Below are 21913 nucleotides of genomic sequence, written 5' to 3'. Positions count from 1 at the left end.
CTTATACGCTGAGACGCACAAGACAGGCTAATTGGTTAATTCAAGTGGATCACGTTATCTACTACCAATTCTATTTTATTTTCAACTCGATCATATCGCGCTCTGCTTCCTGAAGATCATCGTATACTTTGCCTGGCACACCATGCAGCTTTAATACTAACGTTTGTGGATCATCCAGCAGGTTGCTGCCGAATGAAAAGTTCATGCCGTCTTCTGTTCCACTACCCGATACCATATTTAGCTTTGTCTCTTTCCCCTCTTTAGTTGTGGATATCAACTGAGTAGGTCGAACAACATCGTTAATGGACATTCTGGATTCAAAATCAATATCTTTTTCAGGTTCGTAGATGAATCTCGCACTAATCACTAGAGGTGATAATTCTACTTCAGATAACATCACTTCATGTCCGTCAATGGTAAGCAGCTGTTTGAATTCTAAGACTTCCGTCTGTGGAACCGAGAATTTAGGGTCCAGATTGAAGGTGATGTCCATTTTTTTCGAAAATTGATATTTCCGTTCCTTGTTGACTGCATCTGAATTCGTGCCTTTATTCGGAACAACCGATGAAATCTGTACATTCATCATAACTTGTTCAGGTAAAGGCTGATTTTTTCTAAGCTCTATCGCGCTTTGACCATAAATGGTGTGCTCATCATCTGGAGTATGCATCCCCCTCGAATTTCCGTCACCCAATACATTATTCGTTATCGCGTTTGTCATCTTGGCATTCACAACCGAATAGATTTCTTGAGTATCGTCTGTCTTGGCGGTATATAACACAATTAACTTGTTCTCATCTGCCATTACTGCATTAACCGTAAATTGATATATTCCCGATTTCACCGTACGGTCGACAAGTTGATAATAGCCATTATTGATTGCGGATTCGATCGTGCTCCCGTTAACGTCCTGATCAGCCAATTTACGAAAAGGTTCCAGCACTCCCCAATTCTGAATGGGCTCAACAGCTGTTGTCTGGGGGATCATGATCCCTCGGTATGGCCCGAGTAGGAGGCACGCTGCAGTAATTGCTGTTATGAGCACAGCAGCGACCCATTTTATTGGGAGACCGCTTGTCATTCGCCTCGCTCTTGCTTTTGCAAGTCCTCGCTGGATGGCAAACGCCGTATCTGCTGGATTCAGCTGCTGTTTCTCCAGTTCGACCTGGTAGGCGTCTGCGAGCAGTGCCTTTTCCTCCGGACTAGTTCTCATGCCAATCCCCCCTGTTCTTCATCAGCTTGCGTAAGTGCTCCAGCCCCTTGTGCTGCCATGTTTTGATGGTGCCTTCGGGTTTCCCGAGGATCGAGGCGATCTCGCTCAGTGTCATGTCGTTATAATATTTCAGCAGTAGGACATGGCGGTATTTTGGTTTTATCTTCTGCAACAATGACCACATGGCGATTCGGTTATCCTCCAGGCTTGCACTAGTGAAATCTGCTACCACTTCCTCCAAACCGTCATTCGACAGCGGTGTGGTCCGCTTGCGGCGTCTCTGTTCATCAATACAGACATAGATCAGAATTCGAATGATCCAGGACTTGAACGCTTTTTCATTTTTCAAACTCCGACGCTTCGTCCAAGCCCGGCATGTCATCTCCTGTACAGCTTCCAGTGCATCATGACGATTGCGGAGATAGCTGTAGGCAATGGAAATCAGTGTATCCTGATGCTCCATGATGGACTGGACAAACACCGTCTCATCTTCGGTTTGCACGAATATCATCTTCTTCATCTCGGCTTTGGTCTCCACCCCGGTTCCCTCCTTCTCTCTCTTTCTGTGATATAAGACGGGCAACTGCACCAAACGGTTTTTATTATTTGCCCACATGCCAAATGAGCCGGATTGTAAAATAAAAACTGGCCCGTTAAGGCTCAGGGCTGCTGTCTGGAGCTCTTTTGAGTTAAACGATAAAAAGAATGACCCCTGTTTAACACAGAGATCATTCATTAATCCGTACTGTTTTTTATTAAAATGTGCTTGATCGATCCTCGTACGTTTTCTATAAACTCTATTTATTTATGTAATGTGGAATGGGTGATTTTCACTCACGTTAAAGGGTTATTACTGATCAGCATGAGTTACAACGGGATCTCTAGAAAGCTTGGTTTCTATTGTGGAATCCAGGTTTTCTCTAGCAATAAATTCACTTGGTGCTCATTAATGACAACGGTGTGGTTATTGCTCCATTCCAACTGGACTTGATCTGCTTTTCGCTCCGAATACACTACTTTTCGAAACCAAAGCGGTCCCTGTAATTCCCCTACAATACCGAATGTCCCCATTGCACCCGCATCTGTTTTATAGAATTTCAGTGTATAGTGCTGATCTGGCGAATGTGTCGTCGTAAGTAATACTTTTGCTCCGGAGAACATCGCCGTAAATGATGCAACGACAAGTAGTAGGACAATGAGGACTGAAGAGAGAATCACCGAGATCCAGCTTCTCCGCTTCGCAAAGTTGTTCGATCGATTTTGAATACCAAATAAGGCTAGAGCAAGAACAAATATAGAAGTAACGAGCAGCACATAGACAGGCGGAGCAATCAACCATAGATTATGCATATTGGCATATAATGAGTAAAATGAAATGAAATATAAAATGAGCACGAGCAGCAATGCAATCCTGTTCATTTTTTTCACCATCAAGATTCCCCTACTCTTCATTCAATTCATGGATGGAACGATCCAGCCATAACTCATACCAATCCAGGAATCGCAGACGTTCCGTATTGCCGAAATAATGATCCGGATAGATGCCGCTGCGATTCGCCCGATCATCGGTCCAGATCTCCCCGCTGCATGGTCCATTCAAGACCAGATTCATGGAAATGCCGCAGCCAAAATCACTGATGCGCAGCAGGCCTGCCGACCGTACAGGATCCAGATAATCATGGTCGAGTGCATCCCACTCCTCTTCTTCCTTGCTGTCATCATACCAGTCAACTTCCCAGTTCCAAGCTTCTACATAGGGAAATGGATCCGAGATAGCATTCAGCTCATCGTCATATCCAATGACGGCATACACCCCATCTTCCGGCTTCTCCAGTCCGTAATATGGACCTGCTCCTCCCGATCCGATATGCAGCAAAAAAGCCCGATACTCCTCTGGCAAAGTAATCTTCCATTTCTGTTCGAAGCCTGTGATCTCTTCTGTTGTCCATACCCGCTCCAGCTCATACTCATGGTTCTCTGCCCCAAACAAGCTCATATCCGCATCCAAACGTTGAAGTTTCTTCAACTTCTCGCTTATGCGTTCCAGCTGCTGCTTATACACGACTGCTGTCCCCTCCCCCTCTATCCCATTCGTTCTATGACATATCCACGTTGTTGCAGTTCATCCAATGCTGCTTCTACATCACGTTCAGGACATAGCATTCTGATTAAATCGGGTGTTACTGGTTTTCCTTCATATACTTCAGCAATCGCAGACAGCGGCAGTTCATGTGAGTCATAATAACCTTCCGCCCAATCCACATATGCTTCGGGTGTTTCCTCAACATAACCCAGCAAAAAATCCGCACCACCTGTGGCATCGTCTTCGCTTTCCTCGATTAACGCTTGCTGAATCCAGCTTCCTGCCTTCCACTCCGGGTCGTTTGCTTCTCGCCAAATACAAAAGGTAACATCCTCCGGCTCCATTCTCTCTTCCTGATCCTCCATGATTGCTCTCAATGCCTTCGGCACTTCATCATACATGCCCGGATAGACTTGCCCATCGTCACGAGCATGGGGGCTCAAGGGAGATTCGTGATCAACCCCCTTGATCAAGGTACCCGATGGGGTAAACAACACATGCAGGTGATCTCCTGCCCCGTTGTCGATACTCCCCCAAGCCACACCAGGCTGCAGCTCTGCTTCATAGCGATGTACACGAAGCCATTCTTCCTCGGACATGATGATATCCAGTGCAGCAAGTATCCGCATCTGTTGGTGCAGCTTATCTGAATCTGTGATCGATGTGAAATTCCAATTCGGCATGTGGATTCCTCCCGCTTCAGCTTTCTTCATTACTTAATTTCTTTGAGACCTGTCTATCCTTATAAAAAACACATCAAATCCGGATCAGACTATCCTGCTCGTTGTGTCCTTGAGTACCTGGTTGAATCTTCAGTGAGATCTGATTGCCTTCTCTTGAGACGATGCAAGCTACATTTCCCGGCTGCAGCGATAGTATCATTCCATCGCATGACTCATCCGGCTCCAGTTCTCCCCCGCTGACATCTTCAGCTGCACCCAGAAATACGCTGCCGGTTGGAACTTGCAGATAGAATACCTGCGCACCTTCCGGCACTGCGCTGGTTGAATGCGAGATGTCCACACTCCATGACACCTCGTACATTCCATCGGCTCCCAGATTGAAAAAGAGGCAATTGCCCGCATTCACCTCAGCCAGTTCATCTTCCGGAATGGACCACCAGTCGGGCGGTTCTTCTACACGGTGTTTTAACGAAGCCAGATCGAACAGGCACATGGTTGCCGTTCCCGTCACGAATTGAAATGTCCCACGCATTTTTATCTTCCTCTCATCGTCATGATTTATTGCATTAACCACTCCAAGCGATGCAGCAGATCACCGTCCAGTTCCTGCCCGCATAACCACAGAAGCTTATGAAGACGTTCCCGTTCTGCCGTGGATAATCTTCCGCCGAAGCTGCGGTTTGGGTATCTGGCCCAGTTATACAACTGGCGATGAATGGCTTGTTTTACCCATTCGTGCCTTGCCTCTGGAAGCTGCTGCAGCAGCAGTCCAACCTGATTCCACTTGCTCATGGAAGTAATAATGCGCAGCACATTGCGAACGACATGAGGCAGGGCATCAGGGTCCGACAACAGACCAGCCACTTCATCAGGCTGTATAAGATAGGGATGAAGCATAAGTGCACGGCAGGCCTCCCGGGAAATGCCAGGTTGCTCGCTTGTTAGCGAATGTACAAAATGCGTTCCGTATGAAGAAGCGTCCAGCCTCATTAATCCGCGGATCACTGCTTTTCGTACGGCAATCGATGGATGCTTCGCATATTCACACAGTACTTCTGCGTCAGCCTTGTCCCCCGTCTCTCCCAGACCTGAAATTGCTGCAGCGAGATGTTGCTGATCATCGCCCCAGATGACATCAAGATACCACTCCGCATAGCTCACATTCATCCACCGTTTGGCATACCTACGTGCTGTATCCCGTACAGGCAGGTTTGAGTCCAGAAGCCGATTCATTATAATGGCCTTTGCATCATCGGGATACATCGTGGCAAGTACAGCCAGACCTTCCCGGCGGATTGAAGGCACACTGTCCAGCTGCATGCCAAGAAGGGCCTCTCTCAGCTTCCCACCAGACAACATACGATCTACCCGCTGCGCTGCCCATCGCCGGATGGCAGGGTTCTCATCCCGTAATGCCTGCTCCATAATCACGCTAGTATCCGTTCCCTCTGCTTCGAGTGAAATCCGAAAAGCGAACTGACGGATGCTGGATTCAGGGGATACCCGTGCGTTATGAAGGACAAACCGGCATTCCTTCTGACGCAGCAGGTGATATACGGATTCGATAAAAGACTCGAATTGATCCCGTCCACAGATCCGAAGTCGCTCCACAAGCATGATATTTTCCATCCACAGCTTGGCATGCTCGGGCTTCAGTTTAAGTTCCAGTGCCGCTCTCGCCAAATGGCGAATTTCAGGCACCCAGTCATTCAACCGAAGCAGCAAATAAGGAAAGCTGTAGGACTCATCCTCCCGAATCATTCTTCGAACCGCAGCCTCTCTGATGTAGCCACTCCAGTGCATCGTCAACATGGACAAACGGATTGTACTGGCCTGATCTATCTGATGTACCTCACGTTCCACGATCCGCTTCCAAATGACGGGGGAAGGACGCCACTCCCTTACATGTTCGTTCAACCACACCAGTTCCGATACTGGACATGCTTCTACCAAACGAGCGACCGCCTGCTCCGCAGCCTGACGAATGACAGGACTGTCATCATCCATCATTCGCAGCAGACTCGGGATTAAGATATACTCTCCGGATTGACCAAGATGACGGAGCTCCTCAGCGGTTTCCTGAACCGTTCCCGTCCCGAGCTGATCCAGCTTATGCCGGAGTTCCGAAGTTAATTGCCGCATTTCATCCGCTCCTTCCCATCTGATTCAGGTGAGGAATCAGAACCATATCCAACCATTATATCAAGCCAGGCACCGGGGTTAAAGGAACTCAGGGGCTATATCTGTGTATGCTATACTTGTGAAAAAAATGCAATGAGGGAGGGACTGTAATATGGACGGATGGGAAAGCGGCGTCATTCGGGTTCACGATAGCCTGAAATTGTACTCTGGACTTACGGAGGAGGAATTGAAGGCAAGTTGGTTTTATCGGGAGAATAGCACGGAGGTTCAGAAACTTACTACGGGATATACGTGGTACAAATTCAAATCAGATGCCTCTGCAGGTGTTAAAGCATTTTACCTCGCCTTGTGTTTCCATCAGTCCCGACTGATTCAGGCCAGTTTGGCACTGGACGGCGAAGAATTCCCCTCTTCATGGGATGACTGGACCGAGGCAGGTGAGATGAAGCGCAAGCTGGCCCATGATGAGTGGCTTCGTGAGCAGATTTCCGCTGCACCGCAAATTAACCGCTCCAAACCCTATCCCTATATGGAATACAGCTTCCCATGGGGATCAATATATTCCAGCTATGATCCACGGTCTGCGAGTGCGAGCATAGGGCTCACTTTTACCTGATATGGTGTTGGATTCCCTTCAATGCAAACAAGTCCGTATCTCTTCATTTTTGGGTACAAATTGACGATATATCCATAACATGAATCTTTTGAACTTTGTGGAGGAAACTATGTCAATCAACCTTAGAAGAGAGCCTTTTCGTTATACATTGAAGGAACCCATCACGTTTGAAATTTACATTATCAGCGTTAACGGAGTCTCTGCTCCGCACAAACCCATTCAGGCCGAATTGATCGATATCAGCCGATCGGGGTGCCAGCTTTCCTTTCCGCTAAGCCTGCATGTCGAGTCCAATGAAATCCGGATCGGCATGAATCTGCTTCTTTTTGAAGATCCTTTAGATCTGGAAGGAACACTTCGCTGGGGCAACGAGGAGAACGAAACCTGGCACTATGGCGTGCAGCTTGAAATACAAGACGGGAACCACGATCGCCTATCCAGAGAACTGCGCATGCTTGCAGGGCAGGGAAGAATCATGGTGAAGTAACAGTTTTACTCGCGGTAGAAGCACTCTCCATTTTGGACCAGTTCACACTTTTCTCCAGAATAAGCGAGACCATAACTCCGATCACGAGACCGTTGCTAATAATCGGAATGAGGTAAATCGGTAATGCCTGAAAGGCTTCAGCAGGGATGTTCATCACGGCAACTCCGGTTAGCACGGGCAGAGCCACGCGGTAGATCGTCTTGGAATTAAACGCAGTACCTTCAATGGTGCGGAGAGCCGTTCCAAACATTTGCAGATAGGCTACAAACAGCACGGCACTGCCCACACTCGGTGGTATTTGCGCAAAAAAGGCAGTCACCGAAGGGGTGAGTCCCAAAATACATAACATGGCAGCCCCGATAATAAAAGCAGCACGCCGCAAAATCCGGGTACTTTCCAGAAAACCGATGGACGAAGCAAATAAACCAAATGGCAGCACACCCACACATGCGGATAGCATGCTGAACAATCCGGTTAGTACATAGGAACGTTTATATTGCTGGTCTGTCGTCTGTGTTTCATAGATTTTCTCGACCGTGCTCAATGTCGTAATTGAATTCGTCATGTTGACCAATCCCACGAAGAACGCAGTTACAACAATGCCCGGCTCCCACGTCGGTACTCCCCATGGAAACAGTGTAAACAAACTCCCCCCAGAATTGCCCGATAACCCTGCATGCTGGCCTGGAAACACAAAACTGTAGGCAATCCACCCTGTCACAATGCCGATGAGGATGGAGTAGTTGCCCAGTTTGCCTCTTCCCTTCAGTTGGATCAGGGCGACCAGAAAGGCAATAGCTACAGATAGAGCTGCAACGGGCAGGTTAAATGTACCGAATTCGGTATACCCAATCATGCCTTTGAAGAAATTCATGGTCAGCTGGATCGTCATGAGAAACAACATGGCGCTTTTGACCATGGGTGTAAACAGCTTCTGCAGCAGATGGGCTGCGCCCAATCGGCCAAGAACGGCCATCGTTAATCCTGCGAGCAGGAAGCCGGCAGCAAGTCCGCCCCCGATCCGCTCCAGACTCATGCCGGCGGAAGATGCCGAGACGGTCAGGCTGAGGGTCAATCCCCACCAGAGACCGGACGGTCCATCCATGACTGCATAGCGATGCCCAAACAAGGCCTGCAGAATACACACGGCTCCGGTCAGCAGAAAAGCGTGCTGCATGGATGCAGCGATGGCATCCGGTGACATTTGAAAATTATGACCAATGGATAATGGCACCACGACCGTGTTGGTAAACAAGAAGAAGAACCATTGAATCCCTGCCAAAACCAGAGATGATGTCTGACTTATATATTTTGTAATGAAATGCTCTTGGTGTCTGTTCATCATTTAATTCGTGTCCTTTCGCGCCTCAATATAGAATTAGGCACCTTGATTCAGCTATTCGATAACATTCGTTCCATTTCGGTATAACGGTTCCGTCTGGCATGAGCTAGCGGGGTAACACCATCCCGATCCGCGATCTCTCTATCGGCACCATATTGCAGAAGCAATGCCACGATCTGCTGATGCCGAGGTCCACCGTCTCCCAGAATGACGGCCTCCAGCAGAGCTGTCCAGCCCAGATTGTTGACATGGTTCACATCCACATCCGTACAAGTCAGCAGGAATTCCACAATGTTCACATGGCCCCGGTCTGCTGCAGGGATAAGTGCCGTTCCGCCAAAGCGATTTGTTAATCTTGTATCTGCCCCAGCTGTGACGGCCATTTCAACTATTTCCTTGAGGCCCTCAGCACTGGCATATAACAATGGATTATCCAATCGATTATCCTGAATGTTAATATCTGCTCCGGCATCAATCAACATGCTAACGGTCTGTACCTTATTGCCATGCACTGCAGCCATTAGCGGAGTTCTCCCAAGCGCATCCCGTTCATTCAATCCGGCTCCTTGCGTAATAAACCGGATCACCTCATCTGTATGTCCAGCTTCAGCAGCAGCATGTATCGTATTAACCAATACGTTCATCCTCCAATTCGTTGTTAACCTTGTGGATCAGCGTTCCAATGGAGATCGAATCTTGCGATTTAGGTGCGTAAATCTAATGTATGGTACCATAGGAGGATAGTATATTAAAAATACATGTTTTGTTGGCTAACTATACGAAATACATATACTTGCAACGAGGGTGAAAACAGGTGGATATCAAACAATGTCGCTACTTTATTGCCATTGCCGAAGAGAAACAAATTACCGCAGCTGCCCGAAGATTGCACATGGCTCAGCCTCCACTCAGCCAGCAATTAAAACTGATGGAAGAAGAGCTTGGCGTAGCGTTATTTGAACGCAAAGGACGCTTGATGGAATTGACGCAAGCAGGCCGCAGCTTCTATGATTATGCCGTCACGATGACCAAATACATGGAGGAAGCCGTTATGGAGATGCAGAGCTTCCGTTACGGAATCCGGGGCAAGCTATCCCTTGGCATGAATACCATTTCCGACAGTCTGATCCCGAAGGCACTCCAGCAGTTTCGCACAAGCCATCCTCAAGTTACCTACAAAATTCAGCAGAATGAATCCGCTCAACTATGCAGCATGCTGGATGATGGACTGATTGAGCTGGCCTGCGTACGTATGCCGGTGAAAACGAAACACTATGAAGTGCTGCATCTGCCGCAGGAACCGCTCTACTACATATCCTCGGATCCCCTGGAGACCAAGGGAGAACATGGCACTTACTTTGATCAGTTGGCAGAAGTTCCACTCCTGCTTCCCAGTACAGAGGGACTCGGAATGTTTGAACTGATTCTCGAGAAGTTTCGTGAACATCAGGTGAAGCCTTCGATTATGGGAGAATGCTCAGATGTGGCCATGCTGCTAGAGCTGGTCCGGCTCGGATTCGCGAATTCCATCGTGCCTGGCACTGTGCTGCAGCTTCATCACGAACAATCATTCCATGTATATCGGATCCTTGATCCGAACTCCACCGTGGGTTCAGCGCTCGTCTGGCTGCACCATCGTTACCTGTCCAAGCCAGCCCAGCAATTCGTGCAGTTGGTTCGGGAGATGCTACCATAGGTACATACGGATAAGGTGTTGTTTCTGAAAGCAACGGATATTAAACTGCGATGACACACAACGAATAGCGTAGCTATAAACAAAAAAAACAGCAGGGTCTCCAGTACGTTTGGAAACTCTGCTGTTTCTTATGGACTAGGCTTTTGCTGTATAGAGCAGCTCTTGCTCTTTAATTGCAGTACGACCTGCAGATACAATCGACTCATATTGATGCATGTTTGTGACAATCACTGGTGTAATGGTTGTATAACCGGCTTTTTCGATTTCTTCACGGTCAAATTCCATCAATACATCACCCACAGCAACTTTTGCACCTGCCTGAACCTTAGGCGAGAAGAATTGGCCTTTCAGTTTCACCGTATCAATTCCGATGTGGATCAGCATCTCTGCACCGTTGTCGCTGACCAGACCAATGGCATGTCCACTCTTGGACAAGGAGAACACCGTTCCGTTAATCGGGGAAACCACACGACCTTCAGTCGGCTGAATTGCAAAACCTTTACCCATAATTTCTTCAGAGAATGCAGGGTCTGGTACTTCGCTCAGCGGTTTTACTTCCCCTGTCATCGGGCTGAATACTTCTTGATCCTGGGCTTTTTCTTCTTCGACTGCAGATACTGCGGAAGCGGAACTGTTTACATCAGCTGCAACTGGTGTAACAGGCTCAGCTGAAGCTGTAGTCGTTGCTGCTGGAACCGCTTCTGGAACATCTTCAAATCCGAGGATGTAGGTCAGAATTGCTGAAGCTACAACCGCAATGACAATTCCGATCAGAGCATATACAAATGTCGGACCGATGATCATTGGAATTCCTGAAAGACCTGCCAGACCACCGATAACATACGCTTTAGTTTGGAAGAAGCTGATGAACGCTCCGCTAATTGCCGCACCAATCAATGCTGCCACAAACGGTTTTTTGAATCGCATGTTGACCCCGTACATGGCGGGTTCTGTAATACCCATAAGTGCGGTAACACCAGTTGATGCAGACAAGGACTTAATTTGTTTGTTTTTGGATTTTAGAGAAACACCCAAAGCACTACCTGCTTGTGCAAAGTTAGCAACCATCATGAGCGGAATCAAGTAATCGTATCCCAATGTTGCAATGGAACCGATCATGATTGGAACGAGCGCATAGTGCATTCCTGTAATAATCAAGAGTGAGAACGCTCCACCAACAAGCAACCCTGCAAACAAACCAGCATTATTAAACAACCAGTTAATACCATCTGTCAAGCCGTTACCAATGATAACCCCTAGTGGTCCTACGGCAATCATCATAACAGGAACAATGATAAGCAGAGTCACTGTAGGCACAACAATCAATTTAAGTGAAGCATGTGTAACTTTGTCGATCGCCTTTTCCACATAAGACGCCAGCCAAATTGCAATCAAAATCGGAATAACCGAAGATGCATAGGTTGCAGCTACAACCGGCAAACCGATGAAAGATACATTCTCACCCGGTGCTAACAAAGCCGTAATGGTTGGGTGCATAACCGATGCACCAATGGCCGCACCAATGTACATATTGCTCCCGAGTTTACGCGCTGTACTAATCCCGAGAATGATTGGCAGGAAGTAGAACGCACCATCACCGATAGCGGACAAGATGATGTATGTTGAACTTGTTGCATCGATCCATCCAAAGGTAAGCAGCAAAGCTACGATCCCTTTAATCATACCCGCGCCAGTGATGGCTGGAAGGATTGGAGTGAACACACCTGAAATAAAGTCAAATACGGCACTCAGCGGATTTTTCTTTTTGCCGCCTGTTGCAGCAGCAGCTGGTTTCGCATCAGGAGATTTGGACATGTTTCCAACCAGCGCGTTATACACCACAGGCACATCGTTCCCGATAATAACCTGAAATTGACCACCATTCTCCATAACACCCATAACGCCAGGTGTATTTTTAAGCGTCGCTTTGTCAGCTTTGCCATTGTCATTAAGATTAAATCTAAGTCTTGTCATACAGTGCGTGACTTGATCAATGTTTTCTTCTCCACCGACCAATTTCAGAATATCTTTGGACAATTGTTGTTTATCCATTGTGTTTTGCTCCTTTAATGTGTAATGAAGGTTAAAAAAAAACCTAAACACTGGATAATGACAAAGCAGTTTAAGCTTATCATTATTCAACGTTTAGGTTTTGCCTTTTTAGCAGTAACAATCCCAAAATTATTCAGTTGGTTGTTCATTTCTTACCACACGCTCAATGTGAATCGTCAGATACAGTATTTCTTCCTTAGACAAGACCCGATTATAGATCTTCCGCGTATAATCATTAATCTTGACTGCACAAGCAAATGCTTCAGGGTATTGCTTACTCACCAGATCATGAAGCGGATTATCTTCTTCCTTGTCTTCAATGGCTGTACCTTGCAGCACACGTTGAGCAAAAAACTTCAGATGGGTTAAGAAGCGATAATAGCTCAGCGAATCCTCATCCAGTTCAATGACAAAACTGCGCCTTACAATGTTGAGTATGTCCTTGACAATATTCGTAATACTGATGGTTTCTCTCATCTCACCGTTCATCTGGGCATTGACCAGATGCATGGCGATGAATGCGCATTCGTCTTCAGGAAGCAGTACACCCAGCGTTTCTTCAATAATCTGAAGTGCCTTTAGTCCAATGGCATATTCCTTGCGGTACATGCGCTTGATCTCCCAGAACAGCGCGTTACGAATCTGCAACCCTTGACGATGTCGATCAATGGCAAAATGAATATGATCCGTTAGTGAAATATAGATGCTCTCATGTAACTTCTCACCTAACACCGTCTCCGCATAACGAATAATTTCATCCGAGCATTCAACATATTCAACTGGAATATCGGACAGAAGCGTTTTCAGTTTCTGCGATACTTCCTTGCTTTCCAAAGAGAATATTTTTTCGACAAGACTTTCGTCGATCGATTCACCAGCATGTTTTTTGAAGGCAATTCCCCGCCCCATGACGACCAGTTCGTTTCCGCCCGAATCAATCACGGTAACTACGTTGTTGTTGAGCACCTTCTCAATTTTCATTTCTTCACATCACCTTGCACCGTCAAAGTAGTAAAAGGCAAAACCAAAGCAGGTCACGAAAGATGCCCTGCTTCTGGTTTTGCCTGATTGAACAGTAACAATCCAGTTATTCATTAGCCTTAGGCCCATCTTACCATATAAATATCTATATGACAATGTTTTTGTGAAAGCGGTTAATGTGACTAATTATGACATGAGAAGATGCTTGTCAACCATGCCTTTTGAACCACTATTATTCGTTAATGCCTTTCAAGCTTGCACCATTAGTACTAATAACTTCTTTGTACCAATGGAACGATTTTTTCTTATACCGTTCCAGTGAACCAGTTCCGTCGTTGTTGCGGTCCACATAGATAAATCCATAACGCTTCTTCATCTCTGCCGTCGATGCACTAACCAGGTCGATACAGCCCCATGAAGTGTAGCCCATAACTTCGACACCATCTTCAAGCGCTTCACCAACCTGCACCAAGTGGTCATTCAGATATTGAATGCGATAATCGTCATTTACCGTTTTATTGCCGTTCTCATCCGTGATCAATTCATCCACGGCACCCAGCCCGTTCTCAACGATAAACAATGGTTTTTGGTATCGATCCCAGTATTTGTTCAGCGTTACACGCAGACCTTGCGGATCGATCTGCCAGCCCCATTCACTTGCTTTGAGGTAAGGGTTTTGAACCCCTGCAAACAGATTTCCTTTTCCTTCAATGCGTTTTTGCGGATCTCCTGTTTCACAGATACTTACATAGTAGCTGAACGAGATAAAGTCGACCGTATGCTTCAGAATTTCTGCATCTCCGTCTTCGAACTTGATATTGATATTATTCGCCTTGAAATAACGGTTAATGTATTTTGGATAGTATCCACGTGCGTGGATATCAGCAAAAATGTCATTGCGTTGTTCTGCATGCATCGCTGCAACCACATCATCCGGATTCGGAGTCAGCGGATACGTAGGCATACTCAGAACCATACAGCCAATTTTGGCTTCCGGCATAATTTCATGACCCAGTTTAACAGCCAGTGCACTTGCCACCAACTCATGGTGAATCGCCTGATATAGATCCTGCTTGCTCAATTGATCTTTTGGCGTATAGATCCCGCCGCTCATGAATGGCTCTTCCAAAATGGAGTTGATTTCATTAAACGTCAGCCAGTATTTTACTTTGCCTTTGAACCGGTTGAACAGAACGGTTACATAACGTTCGTAAAACTCGATCATTTTACGGTTAACCCAGCCGTCATACGTTTTGGACAGATGCAGCGGCGTCTCATAGTGAGAAATCGTTACTAGGGGTTCAATCCCGTATTTGTGGCACTCATCGAACAGGTCATCGTAAAATTGCAAACCTTTTTCGTTTGGCTCAAGCTCGTCCCCTTTAGGGAAGATCCGGGACCAGGCAATGGATGTGCGGAACACTTTGAAGCCCATTTCGGCAAACAGTTTTACGTCCTCTTTGTACCGGTTGTAGAAATCGATACCGATCAATTTCAAATTATCTTCCGTAGGTCCTTCTGTTCTTGGCGTTGTGATCCCGTGAGGCATCACATCTTGGACAGACAATCCCTTACCATCCGTATTATAAGCTCCTTCAAGCTGGTTGGCGGCTACCGCGCCGCCCCATAGAAAGTCCTTAGGAAATGGTGTTGTCATCTCAATCATTCCTCTCTTATCGTGTCTATTCATTGTTTGTCAGAAGCGTTCACGCTATCCGAACCTGTATTACAGCTGTTCACCATTGCTTGCAATCACGTTTTTGTACCAGTCAAAGGAATCCTTTTTGGAACGTTCCAGGGTTCCGTTACCTTCGTCGTCCAGATCTACGTAGATGAAGCCGTACCGTTTGGACATTTCGGAAGTGGACATGCTCACCAGGTCAATTGGACCCCACGCCGTAAATCCGATCAGATCCACACCATCCTTGATGGCTTCCTTCATTTGTTCGATGTGTTTTTTCAGGTAATCCACACGATAGGAGTCATGAATTGATCCATCTTCTTCTACTTTGTCATAAGCTCCAAGGCCATTCTCAACAATGAACAATGGTTTTTGGTAACGATCCCAGAAGTTGTTCAGCGTTACGCGCAGACCGATTGGATCGATCTCCCAACCCCATTCGGAAGCTTCCAGATAAGGGTTTTTCACACCGCCAGCCAAGTTGCCTGCAGTTTCCTCCAGGTCAGCAGAAGCTGATTTGGTCACGGACATGTAGTAGCTGAAGGAGATGAAATCGACCGTGTTGTTCAGCAAAATTTCATCATCGCCAGCTTCTTTTTGAATCACGATGTTGTTCTCTTCAAAATAACGGGCCATGTAGTTCGGGTATTTACCACGAGCGTGCATATCCGTGAAGAACAGGTTGATCTGATTCTCGTGCTGAGCCAAACGAACATCTACCGGGTTACAAGTCGCCGGATATGTCTCCATGCGAGCGAGCATACAGCCCACTTGTGAACCTGGCATGATCTCATGCGCAAGTTTTGTTACCATTGCACTTGCTACGAATTGGTGATGCAGCGCTTGATACGTCGTTTGCAATTTGTTGTCTACTTTATCGATCAGAATGCCGCCGCCAGTGTACGGGCTAAACAGCATAACGTTGATTTCATTGAAAGTCAGCCAGTATTTCACTTTATTTTTATAACGGTTGAATACCGTTTCTGCATATCTTACGTAGTGCCCAATAACTTCACGACCAGCCCAACCATTGTACTTCTGCGTCAGACCGAGCGGAGTTTCGTAGTGAGACAGGGTCACCAGCGGCTCAATGCCGTACTTCAAGAGTTCATCGAAGACTTCGTCATAGAATTTCAGACCTGCTTCGTTCGGTTCCTGATCATAACCATTCGGGAAAATGCGCGCCCAGTGAATGGACAAGCGGAATACTTTGAAGCCCATTTCGGCAAACAAAGCGATATCTTCCTTGAAACGATGGTAGAAATCGATACCAAAACGTTTCGGGAAACGCTCTTCAATTTTGCCTGACAGAATCTCTTCGATGCGGGAAGAGGAGATTTCCATCGCATGTCCGCCCGTACGTTTCTCTTTGGGAACATGGGCGATCATATCTGCTGTGGAGAGACCTTTGCCGTCCTTGTCGAATGCACCCTCCAATTGATTGGCAGCTGTAGCGCCGCCCCATAGGAAGTTTTCAGGGAAACCTTTTTTTGCCGTAGTCATGAACAACAACCTCTTTTCAACAATTTATTTTGTAATGACAAGTCAGAAAGATAGAATGTCCTATTTCGAGCAAACCAACACGATAATCAGTAGATCCACTTGAGGTTGTTCCTGATCCATGAACCCAAAACAGGCCAGAAAACAAGAAAAACCTAAACTCAAGGTAAAATAGCGCCCAAAAAAGGAGCTTTCATTTCACCATCAGTTTAGGTTTTGCCTGTCTTCGCAGTAACAATCCATCAAACGATGTATTGATTATTCTGTTGTTTTTCTCTCGTGATGTAAGCGTAACATATCTATATTTGAAAATCAACTTCACCACGTGACACCCATTTTATATAGAAGAACTTCAACGCGGCATGCGCATAATGGCTGCTCTTAATGCATTTGCGCCGTCTGTATGACCCAGATAGCTTGCAGGACTTTGGTCGCCTAAAGCAGGCACCTTTTTGCGCACCCATTCCAGTGCATACTCCCCCATTTCGCATAAAAGCACCTGACATATATCTGCCGGAATTCCCTTTTGTTTCGCGCTTTCCACCAGTTTGGGATTAACCTGCAAAAAGCGATCGGCAAAGCATATAACAAATGAGTCCCAATTCTCCTGATTGAATTCAGCAAGAAAGATATCTTTCATACTCATGTAAATTATCTCCCTGAAATGCGATTTGGTACCCCGAAGTCCTATCTGACATAATTCAGCCTTAAGCCGCTTGAAACGTAAACTGAGAAAGGTAAACTTAATTTTAAATGTTTTTCTGGGAAATTGGAACATGAAGGAGGACCCCATCATGACTGATGAAGCAAGCACAGCCGGCTGGGATGCCATTGATACAGCATTTAACAAACTTTATGGGGAGCAGGAACCCAAACATTATGGCACAGCCATCCCTTATGCACTCGGGGGACCCGACCCTCTGGATGGAATCAGTGCCTATACAGTGGAATATCCAACGCCTCATTGGCATTTTGTAACATACGGATTCTCAGAGCTATATGACAAAGAAACCAATGATCCGGAGCACAGTGGATATGGATTCGAACTGACCTTTCGGCTTACCCGAACAGAGGATGAGACTGAACCTCCCGCTTGGGCGCTGAACTTGTTACAGAATATGGGACGGTATGTCTTCAATAGCGGAAACGTATTTCGCGCAGGCGACTACCTGGATGCCAATGGACCGATCTGTCTGGGCTCTGATACCTTGCTCACCGCCCTTTCCTTCATTGAAGACCCGGATCTGAAGCAGCTGTCCACCCCTAATGGCAAATTGGAGTTTATTCAGATGGTCGGAATTACCGGACGTGAACTGGAAACGATGCAAACGTGGAATACTCGCGGATTCCTCAAATCATGCGAACCTTTCATGCCCAAATATGTCACGGATCTCATGCGTAACTCCTATGTGGATATTCCATCGGTAGGGCAGGCTGTTCAGCGTGGAATTGAGCTTGAAGGCTCCAGCACGGCATTTTTATTCATACAACAACTGGCTTGGACGCCTTCCCGCAAAAGATTGCTGCAAAAAAATATGCCCGCCGAACTCCAGCTTGGAGCCAAACAGGCGGTTCTGATTGGAAAAATACTGCGCAGCCGTATTGCAAAAGGTGCTCCATTATCACTTGTCGGTTCAGGTGTAAATATCACCTTCGAGGCCGGGGAAAACGCTTCTTTTCATGAAGAAGAAACCAAAATAACCATAACCGTGAATGAACAGACAGTAAACGAACTCACAGCTCATCTTAAACCTTCGGAAATGACATTCGATATACCTTCCCTTCCCGGCTTGGTTATCCGAATAGTCCGAACTGAAATTACCGATCAGGAAGGTCGCGTCGTAGAAACCATCGGTTAAATGTAAGGAGGTAATATCATGTCTGTCACTACATCGGCCTTGCTGGAACATTGGTCTGACATCAGTGCACCTAGATCCGGCATGACTCATATTAAATATATTTCCAGGACCAGTCTGGAAAGATTGCGCAAAATCAATCATTTTCTGATCGGTGCCTTCCAGCGCAGTCTATCGGATATCCGGGAGAACCTGTCCAGCACCTATCTGTTTCTGCTTACGGATGCGGATGGCGTGCTGCTCGCCATGGATTACAGCCCTGATCTGGAGGATGAAGTGAAGCAGTCACCGATTCGTCCAGGCATGGTTTTCACTGCACAGAGCTGTGGAATTAACGCCATTTCGGCCACCATGGAAAAGAACGAACCGGTATTGCTGCCACCAGAGCAGCATGAGAGCCCTCTTTTTCAACAATGGCACTGTTACGCTACGCCTCTATCTGTAGGACTCAACCATTCCGGTTATCTGGATGTGTCCACCATTAACGCAGATATGCAAAGTGAATTAATCGCCATTGCCAAGCTCATTCCTGCCCATATGCAGAACAGCTACCAGAGCCTGATGTCATCCGTTCCTTCCGAGAAACCTTCTGTAGATTTCACTGAGCGTCAGTTAACCATCCTCGAGATGATCTCCAAAGGGTTAACCGTTAAGGCCATTGCTTTGAAATTAAAAATCAAGGAATGCACTGTGAATCACCACAAAAAAGTGATCTTCAACAAATTAGGTGTGCAATCCAGCACGGAAGCTGTTTCAATTGCAAGCCGATTGTCTTATTTATAGAGGGACCCCTATAGTTTCCTATAGGTGGTAAAGCAGAACGTTTGTGCTACAATTTTGGAGTACGCAACATTTCAGAGAGAAAACACACACATTTATTTCAGGAGGGTTTTATGTCTATCACAAAAAAAACGTCTTTATTCACTATGCTCATCATGATGATGCTTGTTGCAGCCGCTTGCGGTGACAAGGCAGATAACAACGCTCAAACGGAAGACACAACTAAAACAGAAACTGCAGCCGCTACAGACACGGATACAGCCAAGACTGAGGATACTGAAAGTACAGAAACGTCGACTGACGCAGCAGCTGAGGAAGACAATTCAGCTAACGTGGAACTGGGCACAACCGAAAAAGGTTCCTACACGAATGACTACTTCGGTGTATCATTGAAATTCCCTGAGGAATGGGAGTTCCAGGATGCAGCAGGAATGAACGAGCTGACAAGCGCTTCTTCGGATGCCATTGCCGGTGACGATGATATGAAGAAAAAACAGCTTGAACTGTCCCAAACCAAAACACTGAACCTGTTGATGGCTTCGGAATTGCCACTGGGTGGTCAGGAAGTAGGTCCTTCCGCTATGGCCATTGCCGAGAAAGTCAGCCTTCTGCAAGGGATTCGCACAGGTAAAGACTACCTGGAAGCAACCAAGAAATTCATGGTCGACAGCCAGTTCCCTTACGAATATAAAGATATCGCAACTGAAACGATCGGCGGTAAAGAGATGGACGTTATGCAAATCACAATGGATGCTGGTGACGGCACAACCATTACACAGGATTACTACAGCACCATCATTGAAGGTTATGCCTTCAACTTCATCTTCACGTATTTGGATGATGCAAGCAAAGCCGAGATTGACAACATCAAGAAATCGGTGCAATTCAAATAATAAAGTCCACAACCTAATACAAACGTATAAAGGACCCCGCACAGTTGATCTTGTACAGATCACTGACGGGGTTATTTTTTCGTGCCTACTTGTTTGATCACCCTAATCCGTTCTAACCAGAAACGGCCACCCAGTGCCCCTCCGTTACTTCGACCCACTTGGACTGCTCCAGATTGTAACGATCGGCTAGCTGCTCTCTGCTGTTTTCTTCATACACCGTCCGTTTTTTCTTCGCTTCCACAGCCGGATCAGGGACCGGAATTGCAGAGAGAAGAGACTTCGTATACGCATGCTGTGGATTGGAATAGAGCTCTTCACTCTCAGCAAGCTCAACGATTTTACCGTTATACATCACAGCTACACGATCACTGATATGTTTGACCATGGACAAGTCGTGTGCAATAAAAAGATACGTCAAGCCAAGCCGCTGCTGCAATTCCTCAAGCAGCTGCACGATCTGCGCCTGGATGGACACATCGAGCGCAGACAGCGGCTCATCGCACACAATAAACTCCGGTTCCACAGCAAGTGCCCGCGCAATCCCGATTCTCTGTCTCTGACCGCCAGAGAATTCGTGAGGGTACCGCAGCGCATGGGATGGATCAAGCCCCACCATTTCCAACAGCTCTTCCACCCGCTTTTCTCTCTCCGCTGTTGTCTTTGTCAGCTGATGAATATCAAGCGCTTCACCGATTATGTCCATAATTCTCAATTTCGGGTTCAATGAGGCGTAGGGGTCCTGGAAGATGATCTGCATATGCCGTCTCATCGTTTTCATTTCCGAAGCGGACAGCCGGTTTAGTGGAACCCCTTTGAACAAGACATCTCCGCCAGTCGGTTCATGCAGTCTCAAGATGGCACGCCCCGTCGTGGACTTGCCGCTGCCAGACTCTCCTACGACCCCCAGTGTCTCGCCCTGGCGGATATAAAAGCTGATATCATTCACTGCCTTCAGTGTATTGCCTTTGCCAAGATTAAAATGCTGCCGCAGGGATTTCACCTCAAGCAGAGGCTGATCATCTTTTAGATCCTTAGGGAACAGCGAAACCGGTTTGGGTTTCTTCTTCTCATCCAACCGCGGCAAGGCATTCAGGAGTCTGGACGTATATTCGTGTTTCGGATTCGCGAAGATCTCTGCCGTTGTCCCGGATTCCACGATCTGTCCCTCTTTCATGACCACGACGCGGTCACACATTCCGGCCACAACCCCCAGATCATGTGTAATCAATATAATGGACGTCCCGAGCCGTTCCTGCATGTCTTTCATCAGATTCAGAATTTGGGCCTGGATGGTCACATCGAGTGCAGTCGTTGGTTCATCGGCAATCAGCAGCTCCGGGCGGCAAGCAAGTGCTATGGCGATCATTACCCGCTGACGCATGCCTCCCGAGAACTCATGCGGGTACTGATTGTAGCGCACTTCACTTCGTGATATGCCAACCAGTTCGAGCATGGCGATGGCTTGCTTTTTCGCTTCCCTGCGTGACAGCTTCTGATGCTTGATCAGACTTTCGGAGATTTGTTTTCCAACTTTGATGGTCGGATTAAGCGAACTCATGGGATCCTGAAAAATCATGCCGATGTCACGGCCGCGGATGCTTTCCATTTCTTTTTGCGTTTTGGTTGCCAGGTTAACTCCGCGAAACAAAATCTCCCCCTGCTTCATCTGAGATGGAGGAGATGCAAGCAGCCTCATAATGGAACGGGCTGTTACGCTTTTACCGCTTCCCGATTCTCCAACAATCCCAAGCGTTTCCCCTTTCCGAACCTCGAAGCTGACATCCCGTACCGCCTGAAATTCATTCTCTCCGGAATGAAAAGAGACCGACAAATCACTAACTTTCAGTAAAGGCTGCATGCAAACACCTGCTTTCCTTCATATTTATGCGTTTCATAATATGTACACAA

Annotated in this window: 21 protein-coding genes; 6 read left to right on the top strand and 15 right to left on the bottom strand. The window is 46.8% G+C overall.

Annotated features, from left to right (window positions below):
* Nucleotides 1–70: 70 nt before the first annotated feature.
* From CHI14_RS17035 to CHI14_RS17005, 7 genes are all read right to left on the bottom strand, one after another.
* Complete coding sequence (locus tag CHI14_RS17035; RefSeq protein WP_095289689.1) at nt 71–1213, bottom strand: DUF4179 domain-containing protein; 1143 nt, start codon at nt 1211–1213, stop codon at nt 71–73.
* Entirely contained in the window at nt 1203–1751 is a 549-nt protein-coding gene (locus CHI14_RS17030; RefSeq protein ID WP_249281152.1) for an RNA polymerase sigma factor, read from the bottom strand. The genes CHI14_RS17035 and CHI14_RS17030 overlap by 11 nt, the downstream gene beginning before the upstream one ends.
* A gap of 359 nt (nt 1752–2110) precedes the next feature.
* Nucleotides 2111–2632: a DUF5412 family protein gene (locus CHI14_RS17025; protein WP_141236699.1), complete on the bottom strand. Its 522-nt coding sequence runs from the start codon at nt 2630–2632 to the stop codon at nt 2111–2113.
* Nucleotides 2633–2654: 22 nt separating this feature from the next.
* Entirely contained in the window at nt 2655–3275 is a 621-nt protein-coding gene (locus CHI14_RS17020; RefSeq protein WP_095289687.1) for an SMI1/KNR4 family protein, read from the bottom strand.
* 20 nt (nt 3276–3295) lie between these two features.
* Complete coding sequence (locus tag CHI14_RS17015; protein ID WP_095289686.1) at nt 3296–3979, bottom strand: hypothetical protein; 684 nt, start codon at nt 3977–3979, stop codon at nt 3296–3298.
* Between the two features lie 73 nt (nt 3980–4052).
* Nucleotides 4053–4511: a DUF6386 family protein gene (locus CHI14_RS17010; protein WP_170948172.1), complete on the bottom strand. Its 459-nt coding sequence runs from the start codon at nt 4509–4511 to the stop codon at nt 4053–4055.
* Nucleotides 4512–4537: 26 nt separating this feature from the next.
* On the bottom strand, nt 4538–6121 hold the full coding sequence (locus tag CHI14_RS17005) for a HEAT repeat domain-containing protein (protein WP_095289685.1): 1584 nt from the start codon (nt 6119–6121) through the stop codon (nt 4538–4540).
* 151 nt (nt 6122–6272) lie between these two features.
* Here CHI14_RS17005 and CHI14_RS17000 point away from each other — a divergent pair, with 151 nt between their 5' ends.
* Both CHI14_RS17000 and CHI14_RS16995 read left to right on the top strand, forming a co-directional pair.
* Nucleotides 6273–6737: a hypothetical protein gene (locus CHI14_RS17000; RefSeq protein ID WP_095289684.1), complete on the top strand. Its 465-nt coding sequence runs from the start codon at nt 6273–6275 to the stop codon at nt 6735–6737.
* Nucleotides 6738–6846: 109 nt separating this feature from the next.
* Nucleotides 6847–7224 carry a PilZ domain-containing protein gene (locus CHI14_RS16995; RefSeq protein WP_095289683.1) on the top strand — a complete coding sequence of 126 codons (378 nt, stop codon included), beginning with the start codon at nt 6847–6849 and terminating at the stop codon, nt 7222–7224.
* Here the strand turns inward: CHI14_RS16995 and CHI14_RS16990 are convergent.
* Nucleotides 7211–8566: a uracil/xanthine transporter gene (locus CHI14_RS16990; protein WP_095290141.1), complete on the bottom strand. Its 1356-nt coding sequence runs from the start codon at nt 8564–8566 to the stop codon at nt 7211–7213. The two genes, CHI14_RS16995 and CHI14_RS16990, sit on opposite strands and share 14 nt — an antisense overlap.
* 50 nt (nt 8567–8616) lie before the next feature.
* On the bottom strand, nt 8617–9210 hold the full coding sequence (locus CHI14_RS16985; RefSeq protein WP_349290384.1) for an ankyrin repeat domain-containing protein: 594 nt from the start codon (nt 9208–9210) through the stop codon (nt 8617–8619).
* A 170-nt stretch (nt 9211–9380) separates the two neighbouring features.
* Between CHI14_RS16985 and CHI14_RS16980 the strand changes: the two genes are divergently transcribed.
* Nucleotides 9381–10262, top strand: a complete 882-nt coding sequence (locus tag CHI14_RS16980; protein WP_095289681.1) for a LysR family transcriptional regulator — start codon at nt 9381–9383, stop codon at nt 10260–10262.
* 135 nt (nt 10263–10397) lie between these two features.
* Here CHI14_RS16980 and CHI14_RS16975 read toward each other — a convergent pair whose 3' ends face one another.
* From CHI14_RS16975 to CHI14_RS30100, 5 genes are all read right to left on the bottom strand, one after another.
* A complete protein-coding gene (locus CHI14_RS16975; protein WP_095289680.1) occupies nt 10398–12314 on the bottom strand; it encodes a beta-glucoside-specific PTS transporter subunit IIABC in 1917 nt (638 codons plus the stop codon).
* Nucleotides 12315–12443: 129 nt separating this feature from the next.
* Entirely contained in the window at nt 12444–13295 is an 852-nt protein-coding gene (licT, locus tag CHI14_RS16970; RefSeq protein WP_095289679.1) for a BglG family transcription antiterminator LicT, read from the bottom strand.
* Nucleotides 13296–13527: 232 nt separating this feature from the next.
* Nucleotides 13528–14952 carry a glycoside hydrolase family 1 protein gene (locus CHI14_RS16965; protein WP_095289678.1) on the bottom strand — a complete coding sequence of 475 codons (1425 nt, stop codon included), beginning with the start codon at nt 14950–14952 and terminating at the stop codon, nt 13528–13530.
* Between the two features lie 69 nt (nt 14953–15021).
* Complete coding sequence (locus CHI14_RS16960) at nt 15022–16479, bottom strand: glycoside hydrolase family 1 protein (protein WP_095289677.1); 1458 nt, start codon at nt 16477–16479, stop codon at nt 15022–15024.
* 349 nt (nt 16480–16828) lie between these two features.
* A complete protein-coding gene (locus CHI14_RS30100; RefSeq protein WP_095289676.1) occupies nt 16829–17122 on the bottom strand; it encodes an antitoxin Xre/MbcA/ParS toxin-binding domain-containing protein in 294 nt (97 codons plus the stop codon).
* A gap of 148 nt (nt 17123–17270) precedes the next feature.
* On the opposite strand from CHI14_RS30100, the gene CHI14_RS16950 reads away from it, so the two are divergent.
* The 3 genes from CHI14_RS16950 (at nt 17271) to CHI14_RS16940 (ending at nt 20005) form a co-directional block, all read left to right on the top strand.
* Nucleotides 17271–18335 carry a suppressor of fused domain protein gene (locus CHI14_RS16950; protein ID WP_095289675.1) on the top strand — a complete coding sequence of 355 codons (1065 nt, stop codon included), beginning with the start codon at nt 17271–17273 and terminating at the stop codon, nt 18333–18335.
* 18 nt (nt 18336–18353) lie between these two features.
* Nucleotides 18354–19115: a LuxR C-terminal-related transcriptional regulator gene (locus CHI14_RS16945; protein ID WP_249281151.1), complete on the top strand. Its 762-nt coding sequence runs from the start codon at nt 18354–18356 to the stop codon at nt 19113–19115.
* Between the two features lie 110 nt (nt 19116–19225).
* Nucleotides 19226–20005 carry a hypothetical protein gene (locus CHI14_RS16940; protein WP_095289674.1) on the top strand — a complete coding sequence of 260 codons (780 nt, stop codon included), beginning with the start codon at nt 19226–19228 and terminating at the stop codon, nt 20003–20005.
* A 112-nt stretch (nt 20006–20117) separates the two neighbouring features.
* Here CHI14_RS16940 and CHI14_RS16935 read toward each other — a convergent pair whose 3' ends face one another.
* Nucleotides 20118–21863, bottom strand: a complete 1746-nt coding sequence (locus tag CHI14_RS16935) for an ABC transporter ATP-binding protein (protein ID WP_095289673.1) — start codon at nt 21861–21863, stop codon at nt 20118–20120.
* Nucleotides 21864–21913: the final 50 nt, after the last annotated feature.

The sequence above is a fragment of the Paenibacillus sp. 7516 genome (assembly GCF_002272715.1).
Lineage (GTDB): Bacteria > Bacillota > Bacilli > Paenibacillales > Paenibacillaceae > Paenibacillus > Paenibacillus illinoisensis_A.
The sequence above is the reverse complement of the archived record's forward strand: the minus strand, read 5'-3'. Positions and strand labels throughout refer to the sequence as shown.